This window comes from Actinoplanes italicus (assembly GCF_003001815.1).
GTDB lineage: Bacteria > Actinomycetota > Actinomycetes > Mycobacteriales > Micromonosporaceae > Actinoplanes > Actinoplanes italicus.
On record NZ_PVMZ01000038.1, the window covers coordinates 35,249 to 53,433 of the forward strand.

Below are 18,185 nucleotides of genomic sequence, written 5' to 3' on the forward strand. Positions count from 1 at the left end.
GGCACCGTCGGCTCACCCCCTCCGCGGCTGGCGGCGCCGCCTCACCCCCCTTCCCCTCGCGGCCGGCAGCGCCGCCTCACCCCCCTTCCCCCCTCGCGGCCGGCAGCGCCGGCTCACCCCCTTCCCTTCGCCGCCGGCACCGTCGGCGGCGCTGTATGGCTGACCAGCAAGGAGACCGGCTCGTGAATGGGTCCGATCTGGAGAAGCGGCTGCTCGCCGTGATCGACGAAGCCGACGACGACGCGGTCGTCGCGCTCCTGGCGCCGCTGTCCGAAACGGAACGCGCGGCGTTGGAGCCCTCTGTTGCCGCCCGGGCGGACGAGCTGCACCGGCTCGAGCACGAGCTGGTCTATGACTTCGGCCCACGCCGGGAGGGCCTCCGGCACGTCCGCCGGCAGTTGCGGGCCGCTCACGTGGCCTGGGCCGGTGTCGGCACGCCGGAGAGCTGGCCACCCGATGTCTCGATCCATGACGACAACGACGGTTGGTACCGCCGTGGCAACCTCACCGACGCGTTCCTCTCCGACACCGGGTACCGGGTGATCACCGAACGTCGCCCGCCGTGGCTGGCCCGGCTCGCCGACGGGTACCTCGACTACGGGCCGCTGTGGTGTCAGGCCTGGCGGCTGGCCGTCGAGGGCTTCATCGACCGGCCCGCCGACGACCGCTACCTGCACGGGATCGCGGAGAACGCCGGGCAGTCCGTCGAGCAGCTGGCCGCGATGGTGGATCGCGACCCGGCCCTTCTCGACGTCGACCTGCCCGCCCTGCTCGATCAGCCGGGCGGCCTCGATGTCCTGGTGCGCCGCGACGAGCGGTACACCCGCACCGAGGACCACGCGCTCGTCCGGTTCCGGGTCTGGGCGCCGCTGCTCGGCCGCGTCCTCGCCGAGGGACATCCGCTGCGGGAGCGCCTGCTCGACGGGCTGCTCGACGCCATGGGCGGTGACATCGGCACGGACGCTCCCAAGTACAAGCAGTTCCTGGCGGATCTCAAGCCCACGGTGGTGGAGTTCGCCGCCCGGCGGCAGCGGTTGCTGCGGCTGGCGGGGCACCAGGTCCCGGGACTGGTCAGCTTCGGGGTGCAGACACTGCTCAAACTCGACCGGACGGGCCGGATCGACCCGGCCGACGTGGTGGAGCATCTCGGCGCGGCCACCGGTGCTCCCGCGGCCGGCACCGCCCGCGGTGCGATCAAGCTCATCGTGTCGGCGCTGCGCCGCCGGCCGGACCTACTGCCACAGGCCGTCGACGCGCTGGTCCCGGCCCTGACCCACACCCGGCCCGACGTCCAGCAGGACGCGGTCGAGGCGCTGCTGCCACACCTCGCCGACCCGCTGGTCCGGCAGGCGCTGACCGGCGCGGTTCCCGACATGGCCCCGGCGGTCGCGGTTCTCGTACCGCTGGAGCAGGAGACGGTGCCGGAACCCGTCGCGGACCTCGCCGGGCTCATCGCGGAGGCCCACGGGCTCGGCCTCGGTCCCTTCGACGCCACGACAGAGCCGCCGGCCGTCGTACCGCGGCCCTGGCTCGACGCCCGGCCCGGCCCGGAGATTCCGCCGGTCGCGAGCTTCGACGAGCTGATCGACGTGCTGCTGCGGGTCGTCGACGGGACCTACGAGTGGGCGCACGATCTGGAGCGGGCTCTCGACGGGCTGGCCGCGCTGCACACCTCGCGGCCGGACGACTTCGGCCTGCGGGTCGGGCCGCTGGTCGACCGGGTCAACCGGTACTTCGAGGCCGAGCAGCCAGAGTGGGGCGAGCAGATCCGCGGGGACTTCTGCCATGTGGTCGCGCACTGGCTCGACCCCGGACGCGAACTTCCCGGCGACGTGCCATTGGGGACGCCGCGCGGGTGGCTCGCCGGCCGGCTGCGCGAGGTGCTGGTGATGTTCGCCGACGGCGCCACGGGACGGCTTCTGGCGTACCCGCAAGATCGGAACGGCTGGGTCGATCCGGCCGTGCTGACCGACCGCGTGATCGCCGCCGGCGACCCGGCCCCGGACCGGCCACTGGACATCGCGATCGCGATCACCCGGCTGGCGCCGCAGGGCCGGGACGCGGCCCGGGAACGACTCGCCGGGGTGCCCGGTGTTCTCGCGGCGGCGGTGCGGGCCGGATGCGGTTCGGGCGAAGACCTCAGCGGTACGCCGGAGCCGGTCCGCCGGGCGGTCGGCTGGCTGCTCGGGCAGCCGCACGACGGTGCGCCGTACCTGTTCGGTGAGCCGGCCGACGCCCCGCCGGCCGAGCTCGAGGTGCTGCCGTTGACCGCCTACCAGCAGGGCATGGACGTGCCGTTGCCCGACGGCGGCATCTTCCTCGACATGACCCACCTGCCGGAGTACCAGGCCTGGCAGGCATGGCACGAGTTCGCCGGTGACGCCCGGTACAGCACCGCCTGGGCGAGCACCCTGTGGCCCGGTGACACCCGGTGGATCTGGACGGTCGGGCTGCACGCCCGGCGGGCGCTCCCGTGGTTGCTCGACGCGGAGCGTCCGCTGCCCGGCGAGGCGTTCTCCCGGGTGCTCGGCGAGCTGACCGGCGACCGACCCGAACGGCGGGCCCTCGCCGCCGACGTGCTCACTCAGGTCGTCACGGACGGGCGGCTGACCAGCGCGGAGCTCGGCGCCGCCCTCGGCGCGGGCCGGCTCTGGGAGGGTCCTTCCGGGTATCGGATCGTGGAGGCCCTGACGCGTGTCGCGGCGGTCTCGGCTCTGCACGCGACGGTCGTACGACGAAGCCTCGCCCTGAGTCTGCCGACGTGGCGGGACCTCGCCCCGCGGGCGCTGTGCGCGCTCCTGACACTGCTCGATCAGCTCTGTACGACCGACGGGACCGATCCGGCCGGCGAGGGTGCCCGGGCGGCGCTGATCACGCTGGCCGATGGTCGCGGCAAGGCCGCCGGTCTGGCCCGGAAGGTGCTGGCGCATCCGGCCGACGGCCTGGACTGGCCCGGCCCGGCGGCGGCAGCAGCGCTCACCGCACGGCTGGATCGGGCGCGCGGAAATGTCGTACCCGGGATCTAGGGTCTCCTCATGCCGCTCACCTGGGCCGGGCTCGCCGAGCCGCTCCGCCGCACCGACAGCACCTCTCTGGCCGCGATGCTGCTCGCCGCGTCCGAGCAGGATCGGGTGGCGTTCGCGCCAGAGGTCGAGCACAGGGTGCGGGCCAGGAGCGAGCGGCCGGAGTGGCCGGACGACAGCCCGGCCGGGTTGCTGGCGCTCGCCGTGATCGCCTGCATGCCCACCGCCGCCCGTGCCGCGGCGCTGCTCACCCGCCGGAGCATGCGCGGCTGGGGCGCGATCTCCACCGACCATTTCCTGTCGATAGCCCGGGCCCGGCGGTTGCCGTGGATCGGCGACCTCGGTGTCCGGCTCGCCGGCAGGTTGCCCGCACGCGATCCGATGCCGGCCGACTGGACGTTCTGCGAGGCACTGCTGCTGGCGGGCGACGCCGAGCCACCGGCCACCGAGGGTGCGGTGCGTGGCTGGCTGTGGTCGATCGGCCTCGGCTGGTGGGATTCGCCCTCCCTCGTCGACGGCTTCCGGGGCAGCCCATGGCTTGACACGTTCCTCCCCCGCGTCTTCGAGATCGACGGCATCGGCCTCGATCTCCCGGCAACCGGGTCCGGCGGCCGGGACACGGAGTTCGCCACCACGATCGCGACCCTCGTCGCCGACGGCCGGCTGGATCGCAAGACCATTCTGGAGATGACTGTCGGCAGGCTGGCCCGCGGCGACCGTCCGGCCGCGCTGCGTCCGTTCACCGGACTGCACGACGAGCTCGCGCCCACGGTGGCCGAGCTGGCGATGTTCGCGGCCGACTACGTCCGGCTGTTACAGGAGGCGCCGTCCCCGGTCGCGGCCCTCGCCCAGCGGTCGCTCCGCGCCCTCGACGACGCCGGGATGCTCGACCTGGACACGCTGCTGGAAGCCTCCGGGCCAACCCTGCTGCGCTCCGAGAAAGTGCTGGTCAAGGCGCAGCTCACCTGGTTGGATCGACGCGCCCGCCGGACACCGGAGCGGGCCGCGGACCTCCTGGAGACCGTCGCGACCGCGCTGGGCCATCCGGCGCTCGACATCCACGAGCGGGCACTGGCGGTGATCGACCGGCACCTGCTGCGGGTGGCCGCGGACTCGCCGGCCCGTGCCCGGATCGCCGCACTCACCAGCCCTTCCGCCGAGCCGGTCACGCACGCATCGGTGCCGCCGCCGGTTCCACAGGTCGCATCGGTGCTCCCGATCGAGACGCCCGCCGAGCTGGCCGAGGAGGTGATCGCCCTGCTGCACCAGCCGTCCGCGGTGAACTGGGAGCGGGTCCTCGCCGGGCTGGTGGCGCTGGCGCCGGCCGGGCTCGCCGACGCGCTCGGTCCGGTGCTCAACAGCCATCCGCAGCCGTTCCGCGAGGCCTGGGGGCACCTGCCGTTCCTGGGCGAGGCCATCCGGGCGGTTCTCGGACGTAGGCGCGGCCACGTCATGCGGGAACGCCTCCATGCTGCGGCCTGCGGGGACCTGGCCTCCCAGATCCACAACCCGGCTTCGGTCCTCGCGCTGCGGGTCGCCGAGGTCGCCGCCAGGCTCGTCGAGGATCCCATTCCGTGCCTGCTCGCCGCGCCGACCTATGTCACCGGCAGCATCGACGCCGACGTCCTGGTCGACCGGATGGCCCGGTTCGAGGCGGAGGGGCGTACACCCTGGCAGCTCGATCTCCAGCAGGCGCTGCTCCGCCTCCCGCGCACGACCGGCCCCGAGGTGCTGGCCCGCGCCGACGCCCTCACTTCACCGGCCGGCCGCCAGCTCGCCGCCTGGCTGCGCTCCGGCGGCCTGCCCGACCCGGTGAGCACCCGCTTCGAACAGTGCGCCCACGACCCCGACGGCCGGGTCGTCATCCGCCGGGTGGTGGTCAACCTGGAGCCGGCCCGCACCGATGACAACCGCATCCTGCTCGAGGAACCGTTGGTGACTCTCACCCGGCGATCCCGTCCCTACTACCAGGACTACTACTACGACGACTTCACGGAAGCCTTCGCCATGGTGCTCCCTCACCACCGTGAGGTGACCGCGGCCTGGGCGCTGCCCGCCATCGCCGCGCTCGCCGACCGGGACCAGCGCGATGCCTCCCTGCTGCCTCTGCTCGCCGACTGCTCCGGCCCGCCGGGCCCGGCCCTGACGCTCGCTGTGGCCTACGGTCTCGGCGCGCGCCACCAGCCGGACCGCGTCGCCGCCGTGGACGCCTTCCTGGTGCTGGCCGGCACCCCGACCCGTGAACTGCCGTCCGCTGCCCCCGCGCCGCCCGGTCCTCCAGGCGGCGGGTCTTCCTCCTGCCTGCCTCCGGAGGTGCCGGCCGCCCACCAGGGTGACGAGGCGCCGGCCGGCGGGTCACCGGGCGGGCTGCCATCGGCCGGCGGGTCACCGGGCGGGCTGCCATCGGCGGGCGGCTCCTTCGCCGCCGGGGTCGGCGTGGAGCTGGGCGATCTGTGCTCTGACGGCACTGTGAAGCTCGGGCGTGTCGTGCCCGCACTCACCGACGCGCTTCAGGCCGGAGCGGCCGCCGCCGTCTGGGAGTTGCTGCGCGCTGCCCTGCCCCCGCTGCTGCCAACCGGCGCTCGCGGTCTTCCCGACCTGCTCGAGCTGGCCACGCGGGCGGCCACATCGACCGGTGCTCGCGACGAGGTCCCCGGCCTGACGCAGATAGCGGCCCGCGGTGGCGGCTCCCGATCGGTCCGAGAGGCGAAACGGCTGCAGGCCGTCCTGTCAGCGCCTTGATCCAGCCGGCCTCCCCTGCCATCGCCACCGTCCTTCGCCCGCTGTCCTCCACCCTTCGCCCGCCGTCTTCCGCCCGTCCGTCCTTCGCCCGCTGTCCTCCACCCTTCGCCCGCTGCCCTTCCGTCCCCCGCTCTTCGCACGTCCGTCCGCCGTCCGCCGTCCGCCGTCCTTCGCCCGCCGCCCGTCCGTCCCCCGCCCTCGCCCGCCGTCCTTCGCCCGCCGTCAGCGGCACGGCGTCCATTGCCGCGCCTTCCGCGCTGCGGCGTCCCTCGCCCATTCCTTCCCCAGCCCTGTCCGGCCAGCTGCCGCGCCCGCCTCACCTCCCCGGCCGGCGCGGGGGCATGCGGTGGGCAATTCCGGCGGGTCAGCTTTGACCCGTCGTTAGCGGGGACGCCATGAGATCGTCGCCTGAGCGACGGATCGGTCACGTCGACTCTGATCGGACATCGGCGAGGAGCGCCGGTACTCAACCGTGGAGGAACAACGTGGCAGATCGCCGTCAGGTGCTGCGCTTCGGCGCTGTCGCCGCCGCCGCTCCGGCGCTGGCCGGGGCCGTTTCCGCGCCCGCACTGGCCGGCGGGCACGGCGGGGCCCGGCACAAGCCGCTGGTGGTGGGCCACCGTGGCGCCTCCGGCTACCGGCCCGAGCACACCCTCGCGTCGTACGAGCTGGCGGCCCGCCTGGGCGCCGACTACCTGGAGCCCGATCTGGTGAGCACCAAGGACGGTGTCCTGGTGTGCCGGCACGAACCCGAGATCGGCGGTACCACGGATGTCGCGTCCCGGCCGGAGTTCGCCGATCGTAAACGGACAGTCGTCCTCGACGGCGTCAGCGTGACCGGCTGGTGGACCCAGGACTTCACGCTCGCCGAGCTGAAGACACTGCGCGCCACCGAGCGGATCCCGGCGATCCGCCAGCAGAACACCGTGTACGACGGCTACTTCGAGGTGCCGACCTTCCAGGAGCTGCTGGACCTACGCAAGCGCCTCTCCAACGAGCTCGGCCGCGACCTGGGCGTCTTCCCGGAGACGAAGCACCCGACCTTCTTCCGGAACATCGGGCTGGCGCTTGAGAAACCATTGGTCCGTACGCTGCGCCGCAACGGCCTCGACAAGCGCGGCGCGAAGGTGTTCATCCAGTCGTTCGAGGCGGCGAACCTGCGCGACCTCGCCGACGACCACCGCGTCGAGGTTCCGCTGGTGTTCCTGAGCAGCGCGTCCGGCAGTCCGTTCAACGACCCCCGGTCGTACGCCGACTATCTGACCCCGGTCGGTATCAAGGAACTGTCGGAGTTCGTCGACGGTCTCGGCCCGGAGAAGGGACAGATCATCCCGCGCAAGGCGGACGGCACTCTCGGCACCCCGACGACGCTGGTCACTGACGCGCACGCGGCCGGTCTCAAGGTTATCCCGTACACGTTCCGGGCGGAGAACTCCTTCCTCCCGGCCGAGCTGCGGGTCGGCACCGACACCACGGCGTACGGCAGGTCGATCGACGAGCAGGTCACGTTCCTGCGCACCGGTATCGACGGCCTCTTCACCGACAACCCCGACATCGGCGTCCTGGCCCGCACTCTCGTCTGAACGCAACTCGGTCCTCTGAACGTGCCCTCGGCACGCTCCCCGTCGCCGAGGGCGCTTGGTGGCCGCCATCGGCGCAGGTCGGCGGCTCCACCGTCGGTGGTTTGAGGCTTTCATTCCGATTCGCACCTCGCTGGCAACTCGAGCGCAATCGAAGTCGTGACTTTCGGGCGAGACGTCCGACCCGAATGCCACAAGATCGCGCCAGGGTGGCGGCGACGGGGCGACGCAGCCGCGGCGTGTCGGGGGCGGCAACGACGGAACGGCGGCGCGGAAACGACGGCCGGAACGGCGGCGCGGAAACGACGGCCGGGACGACGACGACGGCAACGGCAACGCGGGAGCGAAGGCAACGGCAACGGCAACGCGGGAGCGACGGCGACGGCGACGGCGCGACGGCAGCGACGAGGCAGCGACGGCGAGGCTTGGCTAGGGCGTACCCGGATGGAGGGATTGGGAAGTGGCCGGGCCCGGCACGTGGAGTGCCGGGCCCGGGTTCGTTCAGGGATCGGAAGTGCCGCGCCCGGAAGGGCCGCGCCTCAGGGCGCCGGGATCACTTGGCGATCAGGGTCGGGTAGATGTGGGAGAACTCGAGCTTGTAGCCGAACCCGCTGGCCACGATGAACGTGAGACCGAGCAGCACACCGACGACGACCACCGCGAACAGCGCGTATCCGAGGACCGTGCCCAGCGGGCGGCTGGGCCCCGGAGTGTCGCTGACGGTGGTGGCCCCGGCGCCCCAGGCCAGGGAGCGGATGCCGAGGGCGAACAGGATCGGCAGGCCGGCTCCGAGGGCGAGTCCGGCGATGAGTACCTGCCAGGCGCCGTCGATGGCGAAACCGAGATTGTGCATGACGAGACCTCTCAGTTGGCCGCGACGGCGGGTACGGGGGCGACGGCCGGCTCGGGGGTGGCCCCGTCCCAGTCGTCGTTGACGTTCTCGTGGTCGATCTTGCCGGTGCGCGACCGCAGGTACATGGCGCCGGAGGCGAGGGCCAGCAGGGTGAAGACGACGAGGGCGCCGGCGGTGCCGCCGACGGCGTCGCCGATCCAGAACATCACGGCGCCGACGATGCCGGCCGCGGGGAGGGTGATCAGCCAGGCGAGGATCATCCGGCCGGCCACGGCCCAGCGGACGGTGGCGCCGGGGCGGCCGAGGCCGGAGCCGATGACCGAGCCGGTGGCGACGTGCGTGGTGGAGAGCGCGAAGCCGAGGTGGCTGGAGGCCAGGATGACGGCGGCGGCGCCGGACTGTGCGGCGGTGCCCTGTGGCGGGTTGATGTCGGTGATGCCCTTGCCGAGGGTACGGATGATGCGCCAGCCGCCGAGGTAGGTGCCGGCGGCGATGGCTACCGCGGCGGAGACCTTGACCCAGAGCGGGATGTTCTCCAGGTCGCTCCAGTGTCCGCTGGCGATCAGAGCGAGCGTGATGACACCCATGGTCTTCTGCGCGTCGTTGGTGCCGTGCGCCAAGGAGACGAGGGAGGCGCTGCCGATCTGGCCCCAGCGGAAGCCCTGCTCGGTGAAGCGGGCCGCGACACCGGTCGTGATCTTGAAGATGATCCAGGTGCCGGCCGCGGCGACCACGCCGGCGATGACCGGGGAGATGACGGCGGGGAGGAGGACCTTGCCGATGACGCCGTCGAGCTTCGAGCCGTCGCCGCTCCAGTTGACGCCGGCCATGCCGAGCCCGGCGAGGGTGGCGCCGACGAGGCCGCCGAAGAGGGCGTGGGAGGAACTGGACGGCAGGCCGAGCAGCCAGGTCAGCAGGTTCCAGACGATGCCACCGACCAGGCCCGCCAGGATGATCAGCAACAGTCCGCTGCCGCCGTCGGCGAGTAGTTCCACCTTGGGGGCGCCGCTCTTGTCCTGGATCTTGACGACGGCATTGGTGACGGTCAGCGCGACCTCTACCGAGAGGAAGGCGCCGACCAGGTTCAGCACACCGGAGAGGGCGACGGCGGTCTTGGGCCGTAGCGCCTTGGTCGCGATGGATGTCGCCATCGCGTTGGCGGTGTCATGGAACCCGTTGGTGAAATCGAAGGCCAGGGCCGTGATGACCACCAGCGCCAAGATCACGGATGTTTCTGTCACGCCGTGATCGTGACCGAGATGGACGCCCACTGCCATAGGCAGAACAGGACATGTACAAGGTTCCGCCCGCGTTAACCTTCCGTTTCCCAAAGTTCACCCCAGAGTGACTGAGCAGTCACTCTGGGTATCCGTCAACAAATAGCAGATGAACAGGAAACACCTAGAAAACGGCCTCGGCATCCGCAGTGGCGATGGCGTCGGACAAAACCGTCAAACCATCGCGAGCCTCCTCCTCGGTCAGGGTCAGCGGAGGCCCGATCCGCAGCACGTTGCCGTACAGGCCGCCCTTGCCGACCAGCAGGCCACCCTCCCGGCACAGATCGAAGACCCGCAACGTCGCCGCCGGATCCGGTTCGGTGGTGCCCGGACGGACGAACTCGATGCCGATCATCAGTCCGCGCCCGCGGACGGCACCCACGATGCCGTGTGACAGTGCCCGCAAGCCGTCGAGCAGGATCGACCCCACCCGCCGCGCGTTGCCCTGCAGGTCGTGGTCGAGCACGTAGTCGAGGACCGCGTTGCCGGCCGCCGCGCTGACCGGGTTGCCGCCGAAGGTGGAGAAACTGATGGCCGGCACCGCGTTCATCACCTCCGCACTGCCCACGACACCGCCCAGGGCGTACCCGTTGCCGATGCCCTTGGCGAAGGTGATCAGGTCAGGGGTGACACCGTGTGCCTGATAGCCCCAGAAGTGGTCGCCGGTCCGTCCCCAGCCGGTCTGCACCTCGTCGGCGATGAGCAGGATGCCGTGCTCGCCGAGGACCTTGCGGTAGGCGCCGAGCAGCCCGTCCGGGCCGGCCACGAAACCGCCGACACCCTGGATCGGCTCGGCGATCAGCGCGGCGACGTCGCCGGCCGTGACGGTGGCGAGCACCTCCCGCAGATCGTCGACGGCGGCGTCGATCAGGTCGGCGTCGCTGAGCCTGGCCATCCGTCCGCGCAGGCGGTCGGCGGAGGCAAGCCAGTTGACCGTGAACGGGCTGAGGGAGCTGGACGACCAGGTGCGGTGGCCGGTGATCGCCATGGTCCCGAACGTACGACCGTGGTAGCTGTTCTTGATCGCCAGAATCTGGTTGGAACGCCGCACGTTGGTGGCCATGAGCAGGGCGGACTCGTTGGCCTCGGTGCCGGAGTTGGTGAAGAACACCCGCGCGTCCGGTATGCCGGAGAGCCGGGCGATCTTCTCGGCCAGCTCGACCTGCTGCCGGATGAGGTAGAGCGTCGACGTGTGCGCGACACCGGTGCCGACCTGGCTGCGCACCGCGTCGCTGATCTCGGCCACGTCGTACCCGATCATGGTGGTCAGCACGCCGCCGAAGAAGTCGAGATAGGTGCGCCCGGTCGCGTCGGTGACGTGCCGGCCCCGCCCGGAGACGATCTCCAGCGCGTCGTCGCCGTAGTAGACCGGCATCCACGCGGGCATCACTGCGCGGTGGCGGTCGAGGAGCTCGCTCATCAGGTTCCCCTTCGAAATCTCGGAGTGCTCGGGAGGGTGGCGACCGACAGGACGTCGGCGAGTTCGTCGTAGCCGCCGGCCACCAGCCCGACGGTGACGCGGAGGTGGTCGGCGCCGAGCGGGGTGACGCAGAACGGCGCGCCGGGGGCGGCGGCGACCCCGTGAGCGGCGAGGACGACCAGGGCGTTCTGCTGGTCACCGACCTCCATCCACAGGTTTATCCCGTCCGCCGCGGTCGCCGACACTCCACGTTCGTGCAGGGCTTTCAAGAGGGCGGTACGACGCGCGGCGTAGGTGTCGCGCGCGGCGGCGACGCGCGCCACGGCTTGCGGGTCGGTCAGAAGATCGAGGAGTACGCCCTGGAGCAGCCGGCTGGTCCAGCCGGGGCCGAGCAGCCGGCGGTCGGCGAGGGTGTCGAGCACGTGTGCCGGCCCGCCGACGGCCGCGAGCCGCAGGTCGGGCCCGTGGCTCTTGGAGAACCCGGCCACATGCACGGTCCGTTCGGGCAGATAGCGGCCGATGCTGACGGGTGGCGCCGAGGCGATGCCGCCGGCGTGGTCGTCCTCGACCACTAACAGGTGCGGCGCTTCGAGGAGGACGTTCGCCAGTAGCGCCGCGCGGGCGCCGTCCATGCTGGTACCCGTGGGGTTGTGGGCACGCGGCTGGAGGAAGAGGGCGACCGCCCGGTAGTCACGGATGGCCCGCCGGAGGCCGTCGGGGACGATGCCGGCCGAGTCCATCGGTACGCCGATCACGGTGGCGCCGAGGGCTTGAAGCAGGTCGAGCAGCGGCGGGAACGCCGGGTTCTCGACGAGCACGTGGTCTCCGTAGCGCAGCACCGCCCCGGCCACCCGGTCGAGCGCGTCCATCGCGCCGTCCACCACGGTCAGTCTCTCCGGCGGGTACGGCCACCGGTCCCGCAGCAGCGCCTCGAGTTCCGGCAGCACCGGTGCCTCGAGATAGCTGCCCGCCCACCGCCCGTCGCCGGCGCGCCGCAACGACTCGGTGAGATCGGGCAGCAGCAGCGGGTCCGGCACACCGGTCGACAGGTCCTGCGGCAGGTCGACCCGGGCACCGCTGAGCTGGGCGTACCGCAGCCGGGCCCGGGGTGGCAGGGGCCCTGACACGAAGGTCCCGGAGCGACCACGGGTCTGGATGGCACCGGCCAGGATCAGGTTGCGCCAGGCCTCGCTGACGGTTGTCGGGCTCACGCCGAGCCCGGTCGCGACCACCCGGACGGTGGGCAGGCGTGCGCCGGCCGGCAGGCGGCCGGACGTGATCAGACGGCTCACCGCCGCCGCGATACCTCGGGCGCTTCTGTCCTGAACCGCCCCGGTGATCAGGGTCAGCAAATTATCGTCTCCGAAACATTCCGTAACGTACGGGCAATTGTTCGCCTCAATCTGTGTCGTTAGTGTCCTACGGCATCCGGCGCTTCAAGGCAACCCCTGGCGCAGGAGCTATGACAAGGAGTAAACACACGATCACAGGCGCTTTCAGGCGCACTGCGCGTGCGTAGAGAAGATCAAAAGAGAGGGGCCGCAATGACGACCGGAGTCGTCCGTGCCGCCCTCGTCCAGACCACCTGGACGGGCGACAAGGAATCGATGATCAAGGCTCACGAGGATTACGCTCGCGAGGCCGCCGCCCAGGGCGCGAAAGTGATCTGCTTCCAGGAGCTGTTCTACGGCCCGTACTTCTGCCAGGTGCAGGACGCCGCCTACTACGAGTACGCCGAGTCGATCCCCGGCCCGACGACCGAACGATTCCAGGCGCTCGCCGCCGAGCTCGGAATGGTCATGGTCCTGCCGATGTACGAACAGGAGCAGCCCGGAGTCCTCTACAACACCGCGGCGGTCGTCGATGCCGACGGCAGGTATCTCGGCAAATACCGCAAGAACCACATCCCGCAGGTGAAGGGTTTCTGGGAGAAGTTCTACTTCCGTCCGGGAAACCTGGGATATCCGGTTTTCGACACCGCGGTCGGCAAGGTGGGCGTTTACATCTGCTACGACCGGCATTTCCCGGAGGGCTGGCGTGCGCTCGGCCTGAACGGCGCCCAGATCGTGTTCAACCCGTCGGCCACGAGCCGCGGTCTCTCGTCGTACCTGTGGCAGCTGGAGCAACCGGCCAGCGCGGTCGCGAACGAGTACTTCATCGGCGCCATCAACCGGGTCGGCGTCGAGGACCTCGGTGACAACGACTTCTACGGGCAGACGTACTTCGTCGACCCGGAGGGCAAGTTCGTCGGCGACGTGGCGGACACCCACAACCCCGAGCTGATCGTTCGCGACCTGGACCTGAGTCTGCTCGCGACCGTCCGCGACCGGTGGCAGTTCTACCGCGACCGCCGGCCGGACAGCTACGACGGGCTGGTGGCACCGTGACGACGCTGATCAAGGGCGGGACCGTCGTCGGGCCCACAGGAGCGGCGAAAGCGGACGTCCTCATCGACGGCGAAACGATCGCGGCGATATTCGCGCCGGATAAATCGCCACAGATCGACCACACCATCGACGCTACGGGCAAGTACGTGATCCCTGGCGCCGTCGACGCGCACACCCACATGGAGCTGCCGTTCGGCGGCACCCATGCGAGTGACACCTTCGACACCGGAACGCGAGCGGCGGCGATCGGCGGCACCACCACGATCATCGACTTCGCGGTGCAGCGAACCGGCGAGGTCGTGCAGGACGGCCTGGCCGCCTGGCACGGCAAGGCCGAAGGGAACTGCCACATCGACTACGCCTTCCACCAGATCCTCGGCGGCGTGGACGACGAGTCACTCAAGGCCATGGACTACCTGGTCAACAACGAAGGCATCAGCAGCTTCAAGCTGTTCATGGCGTATCCCGGCGTCTTCTACTCCGATGACGGCCAGATCCTGCGCGCGATGCAGAAGGCGCGCGACAACGGCGCCATGATCATGATGCATGCGGAGAACGGCCCGGCCATCGACGTCCTGGTGAAGCAGGCCCTCGAGCGTGGCGAGACGGACCCGATCCATCACGGTCTGACCCGGCCGCAGGAATTGGAGGCGGAGGCCACCAGCCGGGCGATCTGGCTCGCGAGCGTTGCGGCCGACTGTCCGCTGTACATCGTGCATCTGAGCGCCTCGAAGGCCCTGGAGCAGGTGGCGGCGGCACGGGACCGGGGCAAGAACGTGTTCGCCGAGACCTGCCCGCAGTACCTCTACCTGACGCTGGAGGACCAGCTCGGAGCGCCCGGGTTCGAGGGCGCCAAGTGGGTCTGCTCGACGCCGCTGCGCAGCAAGCACGAGTCGCACCGCGCGGATCTGTGGCAGGGCCTGCGTACCAACGATCTCTCCGTCGTCTCGACCGACCACTGCCCGTTCTGCTTCAAGGACCAGAAGGAGCTGGGAATCGGCGACTTCTCGAAGATCCCGAACGGGATCGGCAGCGTCGAGCACCGCGTGGACCTGCTGTACCAGGGCGTCGTCGACGGGAAGCTGTCGCTCGGCCGCTGGGTGGAGACGATCGCGACCACCCCGGCGCGGATGTTCGGCCTCTACCCGAGAAAGGGTGTCATCGCGCCCGGCTCGGACGCCGACATCGTGCTCTACGACCCGGCCGGGCGTACCCGGATCAGCGTCGAGACCCACCACATGAACATGGACCACTCGGCCTGGGAGGGATGGGAGATCGACGGCAGGGTCGACACGGTCCTGTCCCGCGGCGAGGTCATCGCGTCGGGCGGCGAGTACACCGGCCGGGCCGGCCGTGGCCGTTATCTCAAGCGCGGACTCAGCGACTACCTGATCTAGAAAGGGGTGGGCCACTTGGACATCGGCGTTGTACTGCAGAACGACCCACCCGCGCTCGAGGTCGTCGAGTGGGCGAAGAAGGCCGAGGCCGCCGGCTTCAGTCACTTCTGGACGTTCGACTCGCACGTGCTCTGGCAGGAGCCGAACGTGGTCTACTCGGCCATCCTCGGCGCCACCGAGCGGATCGTCGTGGGCCCGATGGTCACCAATCCGGGCACCCGGGACTGGACGGTCACCGCCTCGACCTTCGCAACCCTCAACGAGATGTACGGCAATCGCACGATCTGCGGCATCGGACGGGGCGACTCGGCCCTGCGGGTGCTCGGTCTCACCCCGCAGACCCTCGGCCAGCTCCGTGAGAGCGTCCTGGCGATCAAGGGCCTGGCCAACGGGCGGAAGGTCACGGTCCGCGGGCAGGAACTGCAGCTCACCTGGGCCGCGGACAGCCGCCTGGACGTCTGGGTGGCGGCGTACGGCCCGAAGGCGCTCGCCATCACCGGGGAGGTTGGCGACGGCTACATCCTGCAGCTCGCCGACCCGGACATCGCCGAGTGGATGATCACCGCGGTCCGCGCCGCGGCGGTGAAGGCAAAACGGGATCCGGACGCCATCAAGTTCTGCGTCGCGGCCCCGGCCTACGTCGGCGACGACCTGGCACACCAGCGCGAGCAGACCCGGTGGTTCGGCGGGATGGTCGGCAACCACATCGCCGACATCGTGGGCCGTTACGGCGGCGACGGCAAGGCGGTGCCGCAGGCCCTCACCGACTACATCAAGGCACGGCAGGGGTACGACTACAGCGAGCACGGCCGAGCCGGCAACAGTCACACGACCTTCGTCCCGGACGAGATCGTGGACCGGTTCTGTGTCCTCGGCCCCGTGGAGAGCCACGTCAAGAAGCTGAAGGAGCTGCGGGAACTCGGCGTCGACCAGTTCTCGGTGTACCTGCAGCACGACGGCAAGGAACCGACGCTCGCGGCGTACGGCGAGCACATCATCCCGGCGTTCTCGTGAGGCGCGCCCTCTCGGTGATCGCCGGACTGATCGCGGCCGCGCTCCTCTGGGAGGGCTACAAGGCGGCCGGTGATCCCGAGGGGACGGTGCTGTTCGGCGTGCGGGTGCTCCCGCGCGCCGACGACCTCTCCATGCCGCACCTGTGGACGATCCTGACCCGGCTGGCCGACCCGGAGATGACCGGCGGCCGGCCGGTGTGGATCGTGGTGCTCGACGCGTGCCTGTTCACGCTCGGCATCACCGCTGCCGGGTTCCTGGCCGGAACCGTGATCGGGCTCGTCCTCGCGGCGGCCATGCAGAGGTTCCGGATTGTCGAGCGCGGGCTTCTCCCGTACGTCATCCTCTCCCAGACCGTGCCCCTGGTGGCGCTCGCACCGCTGATCGCCGGCTGGGGCGGCACCCTGATGCCGCCGTGGGCGACCGTCGCGGTGATCGCCGCCTACCTGGCCTTCTTCCCGGTCGCCGTGGGCATGTTGCGCGGGCTCCAGTCGCCGTCGGCGGCCGGCGCCGAGCTGATGCGCAGCTACGCGGCCGGCTGGTGGCGCACCCTGGTGAAGCTCCGCTTCCCGTCGGCGCTGCCCTACCTCTTCCCCGCGCTGCGGCTGGCCGGGGCGGCGGCCGTGGTCGGCGCGGTGGTCGGCGAGATCTCCACCGGCACGCGCGGCGGCATCGGGCGCCTGATCATCGAGTACTCGCGGGAGGCCACCAGTGATCCCGCCAAGGTCTACACGGCGATGCTCGGTGCGGCCCTGCTGGGCCTGCTGATCGCCGGTCTCGTCAGTCTTCTGGAACTGCCGCTGATGCGGCACCGGCGCCATGTGGAGGTGGTGACCCTGTGAGCGACCTCGCGAGCTCGGCCCCGGACGTCGTGCCGGAGCGGAAGCACGGCGGTGCGGCCTCGGTGGTCGTCGACCGGGTCACCAAGGTCTTCAACCAGGGCCGCTCCGACGAGGTGGTGGCGCTGTCGGACGTCGATCTCACCGTGGGCGCCGGCGAGTTCGTGTCGCTGATCGGGCCGTCCGGCTGCGGCAAGAGCACCCTGCTGCGCCTGATCGCCGACCTGATCGAGCCGACCACCGGCACGGTCACGGTCGCCGGGAAACCGGCCGCGCAGTCCCGCCGCGACCAGGAGTACGGCATCGCCTTCCAGCAGGCCGGCCTCTTCGAGTGGCGGACCGTGCGCCGCAATGTCGAACTTCCCCTGGAACTGCGCGGCCTGGCCAAGGCCGAACGCCGGGCGCGAGCCGAACAGATGCTGGAGCTGGTCGGGCTGGCCGACTTCGCGGGCCACTACCCGGGTCAGCTGTCCGGCGGCATGCAGCAGCGGGTGGCGATCGCGCGGGCCCTCGCGGTCCAGCCGCCGCTGCTGCTGATGGACGAGCCGTTCGGGGCCCTCGACGAGATGACCCGCGAGCGCCTGCAGTCGGAGCTGCTCGGCATCTGCGCCGCCACCGGGGCCGGCACGGTCTTCGTCACCCACTCGATCTCCGAGGCGGTGTTCCTCTCCGACCGGGTGGTCGTCATGTCGGCCCGGCCGGGCCGGATCACCGCGTCGATCGAGGTCGACCTCCCCTCCCGGGACGAGGCAGGGCGGCAGGCCCCGGTCTACTTCGAGAAGATCACCGAGGTACGTCAGGCGCTGCGCTCATGAGCCAGCCTGCGAGCGAATCATCGGGCTCCGTTCTGAACTCATGCCGACGCCGGAGCGAAGCGGAGGTGGCGGCATGAGACGCGTACTCCCGCCTCTGGTCTTCGGTGTTCTGGCCCTGGTTCTGTGGGAGGTCTTCGTGGCTGCCGGGCGGGTGGCGCCGTTCATCCTCCCGGCGCCGACCGCCATCGGGGCGCAGATCGCCGAGCAGAGGCAGAACATCTGGGACGCGGCCCTGGCCAGCGGAGCGAACGCCCTCGCCGGCCTGATCGGCGGCACGATCCTGGCGGTGCTGGCCGCGCTGGCCGCGAGCCGGTCGCGGTTCCTCGGTGAGGTGTCGGTCCCGTTCGCCGCCGTGGTCAACGCGCTGCCGATCATCGCGCTGGCCCCGATCCTCAACAACATGTTCGAGTCGACCAGCAGCGTGCCGCGCCGCCTGGTGACCGGCATCGTGGTGTTCTTCCCGGTCTTCCTCAACCTGCTGCGAGGGTTGCGCGAAGTGGACCCTGTCCATCAGGAGCTGATGCGGACGTACGCCGCCTCGGTCTGGACCTTCGCGGTCAAGGTGCGTCTGCCGGGTGCCCTCCCCCATCTCTTCACCGGCCTGCGGCAGGCGTCGTCGCTGGCCGTGATCGCCGCGGTCGTCGCCGAGTACTTCGGCGGGCTGCAGGACGGGCTCGGCGCGCGGATCACCTCCGCCGCGGCGTTCACGGCCTACCCACGTGCCTGGGCCTTCGTGGCCGGCGCCTGCCTCCTCGGACTCACCTTCTACCTGGTCACGCTCCTGCTGGAGCGCGTGGCCATGCCCTGGAAACGAAGTTTGATCAGCTAGTCAGGAGCACGC

The 18,185-nt window shown here is 70.8% G+C and carries 13 protein-coding genes; 9 read left to right on the plus strand and 4 right to left on the minus strand.

The genetic code is table 11. The annotated features are described in order from the left end of the window. The first annotated feature begins 182 nt into the window (after positions 1-182). The 3 genes from CLV67_RS48155 to CLV67_RS48165 all read left to right on the plus strand — a co-directional run bounded on the left by CLV67_RS48155 (position 183) and on the right by CLV67_RS48165 (position 7,348). Entirely contained in the window at positions 183-3,026 is a 2,844-nt protein-coding gene (locus tag CLV67_RS48155; RefSeq protein WP_106330706.1) for a DUF6493 family protein, read from the plus strand. 9 nt (positions 3,027-3,035) lie between these two features. Continuing rightward, positions 3,036-5,765, plus strand: coding sequence for a DUF7824 domain-containing protein (locus CLV67_RS48160; protein ID WP_106330707.1), 2,730 nt, complete (start codon positions 3,036-3,038; stop codon positions 5,763-5,765). A gap of 485 nt (positions 5,766-6,250) precedes the next feature. Beyond that, positions 6,251-7,348, plus strand: a complete 1,098-nt coding sequence (locus tag CLV67_RS48165) for a glycerophosphodiester phosphodiesterase (RefSeq protein WP_106330708.1) — start codon at positions 6,251-6,253, stop codon at positions 7,346-7,348. 550 nt (positions 7,349-7,898) lie between these two features. Here the strand turns inward: CLV67_RS48165 and CLV67_RS48170 are convergent. From CLV67_RS48170 to CLV67_RS48185, 4 genes are all read right to left on the minus strand, one after another. After that, entirely contained in the window at positions 7,899-8,198 is a 300-nt protein-coding gene (locus tag CLV67_RS48170) for a hypothetical protein (RefSeq protein WP_106330709.1), read from the minus strand. Positions 8,199-8,209: 11 nt separating this feature from the next. Beyond that, positions 8,210-9,439, minus strand: coding sequence for an inorganic phosphate transporter (locus CLV67_RS48175; RefSeq protein ID WP_239166943.1), 1,230 nt, complete (start codon positions 9,437-9,439; stop codon positions 8,210-8,212). A gap of 160 nt (positions 9,440-9,599) precedes the next feature. Beyond that, positions 9,600-10,895: an aspartate aminotransferase family protein gene (locus tag CLV67_RS48180; RefSeq protein ID WP_106330711.1), complete on the minus strand. Its 1,296-nt coding sequence runs from the start codon at positions 10,893-10,895 to the stop codon at positions 9,600-9,602. After that, the gene (locus CLV67_RS48185) at positions 10,895-12,247 is read right to left on the minus strand and encodes an aminotransferase class I/II-fold pyridoxal phosphate-dependent enzyme (RefSeq protein ID WP_106330712.1); all 1,353 of its coding nucleotides are present in this window, start codon (positions 12,245-12,247) and stop codon (positions 10,895-10,897) included. Before CLV67_RS48185 ends, CLV67_RS48180 begins: the two co-directional genes overlap by 1 nt. A 192-nt stretch (positions 12,248-12,439) precedes the next feature. On the opposite strand from CLV67_RS48185, the gene CLV67_RS48190 reads away from it, so the two are divergent. The 6 genes from CLV67_RS48190 (at position 12,440) to CLV67_RS48215 (ending at position 18,173) form a co-directional block, all read left to right on the plus strand. After that, a complete protein-coding gene (locus CLV67_RS48190) occupies positions 12,440-13,282 on the plus strand; it encodes a nitrilase-related carbon-nitrogen hydrolase (protein WP_106330713.1) in 843 nt (280 codons plus the stop codon). Continuing rightward, positions 13,279-14,679 (plus strand): dihydropyrimidinase, encoded by a 1,401-nt coding sequence (gene hydA, locus CLV67_RS48195; protein WP_106330714.1) that lies wholly within the window; start codon positions 13,279-13,281, stop codon positions 14,677-14,679. The genes CLV67_RS48190 and hydA overlap by 4 nt, the downstream gene beginning before the upstream one ends. 6 nt (positions 14,680-14,685) lie before the next feature. Continuing rightward, a complete protein-coding gene (locus CLV67_RS48200; protein ID WP_239166945.1) occupies positions 14,686-15,693 on the plus strand; it encodes a TIGR03842 family LLM class F420-dependent oxidoreductase in 1,008 nt (335 codons plus the stop codon). After that, positions 15,690-16,532: an ABC transporter permease gene (locus tag CLV67_RS48205; protein WP_106330716.1), complete on the plus strand. Its 843-nt coding sequence runs from the start codon at positions 15,690-15,692 to the stop codon at positions 16,530-16,532. The genes CLV67_RS48200 and CLV67_RS48205 overlap by 4 nt, the downstream gene beginning before the upstream one ends. After that, positions 16,529-17,344 carry an ABC transporter ATP-binding protein gene (locus CLV67_RS48210; protein WP_106330717.1) on the plus strand — a complete coding sequence of 272 codons (816 nt, stop codon included), beginning with the start codon at positions 16,529-16,531 and terminating at the stop codon, positions 17,342-17,344. The genes CLV67_RS48205 and CLV67_RS48210 overlap by 4 nt, the downstream gene beginning before the upstream one ends. Before the next feature lie 73 nt (positions 17,345-17,417). Next, a complete protein-coding gene (locus CLV67_RS48215; RefSeq protein ID WP_106330718.1) occupies positions 17,418-18,173 on the plus strand; it encodes an ABC transporter permease in 756 nt (251 codons plus the stop codon). The last annotated feature ends 12 nt before the right edge of the window (positions 18,174-18,185 follow it).

What these genes read in the sequence shown, in the direction of transcription:
- CLV67_RS48190 (WP_106330713.1), top strand. Translation starts at nt 12,440, where the DNA reads ATGACGACCGGAGTCGTCCGTGCCGCCCTCGTCCAGACCACCTGGACG.
- CLV67_RS48215 (WP_106330718.1), top strand. Translation starts at nt 17,418, where the DNA reads ATGAGACGCGTACTCCCGCCTCTGGTCTTCGGTGTTCTGGCCCTGGTT.
- CLV67_RS48170 (WP_106330709.1), bottom strand. Translation starts at nt 8,198, where the DNA reads ATGCACAATCTCGGTTTCGCCATCGACGGCGCCTGGCAGGTACTCATC.
- CLV67_RS48160 (WP_106330707.1), top strand. Translation starts at nt 3,036, where the DNA reads ATGCCGCTCACCTGGGCCGGGCTCGCCGAGCCGCTCCGCCGCACCGAC.
- CLV67_RS48180 (WP_106330711.1), bottom strand. Translation starts at nt 10,895, where the DNA reads ATGAGCGAGCTCCTCGACCGCCACCGCGCAGTGATGCCCGCGTGGATG.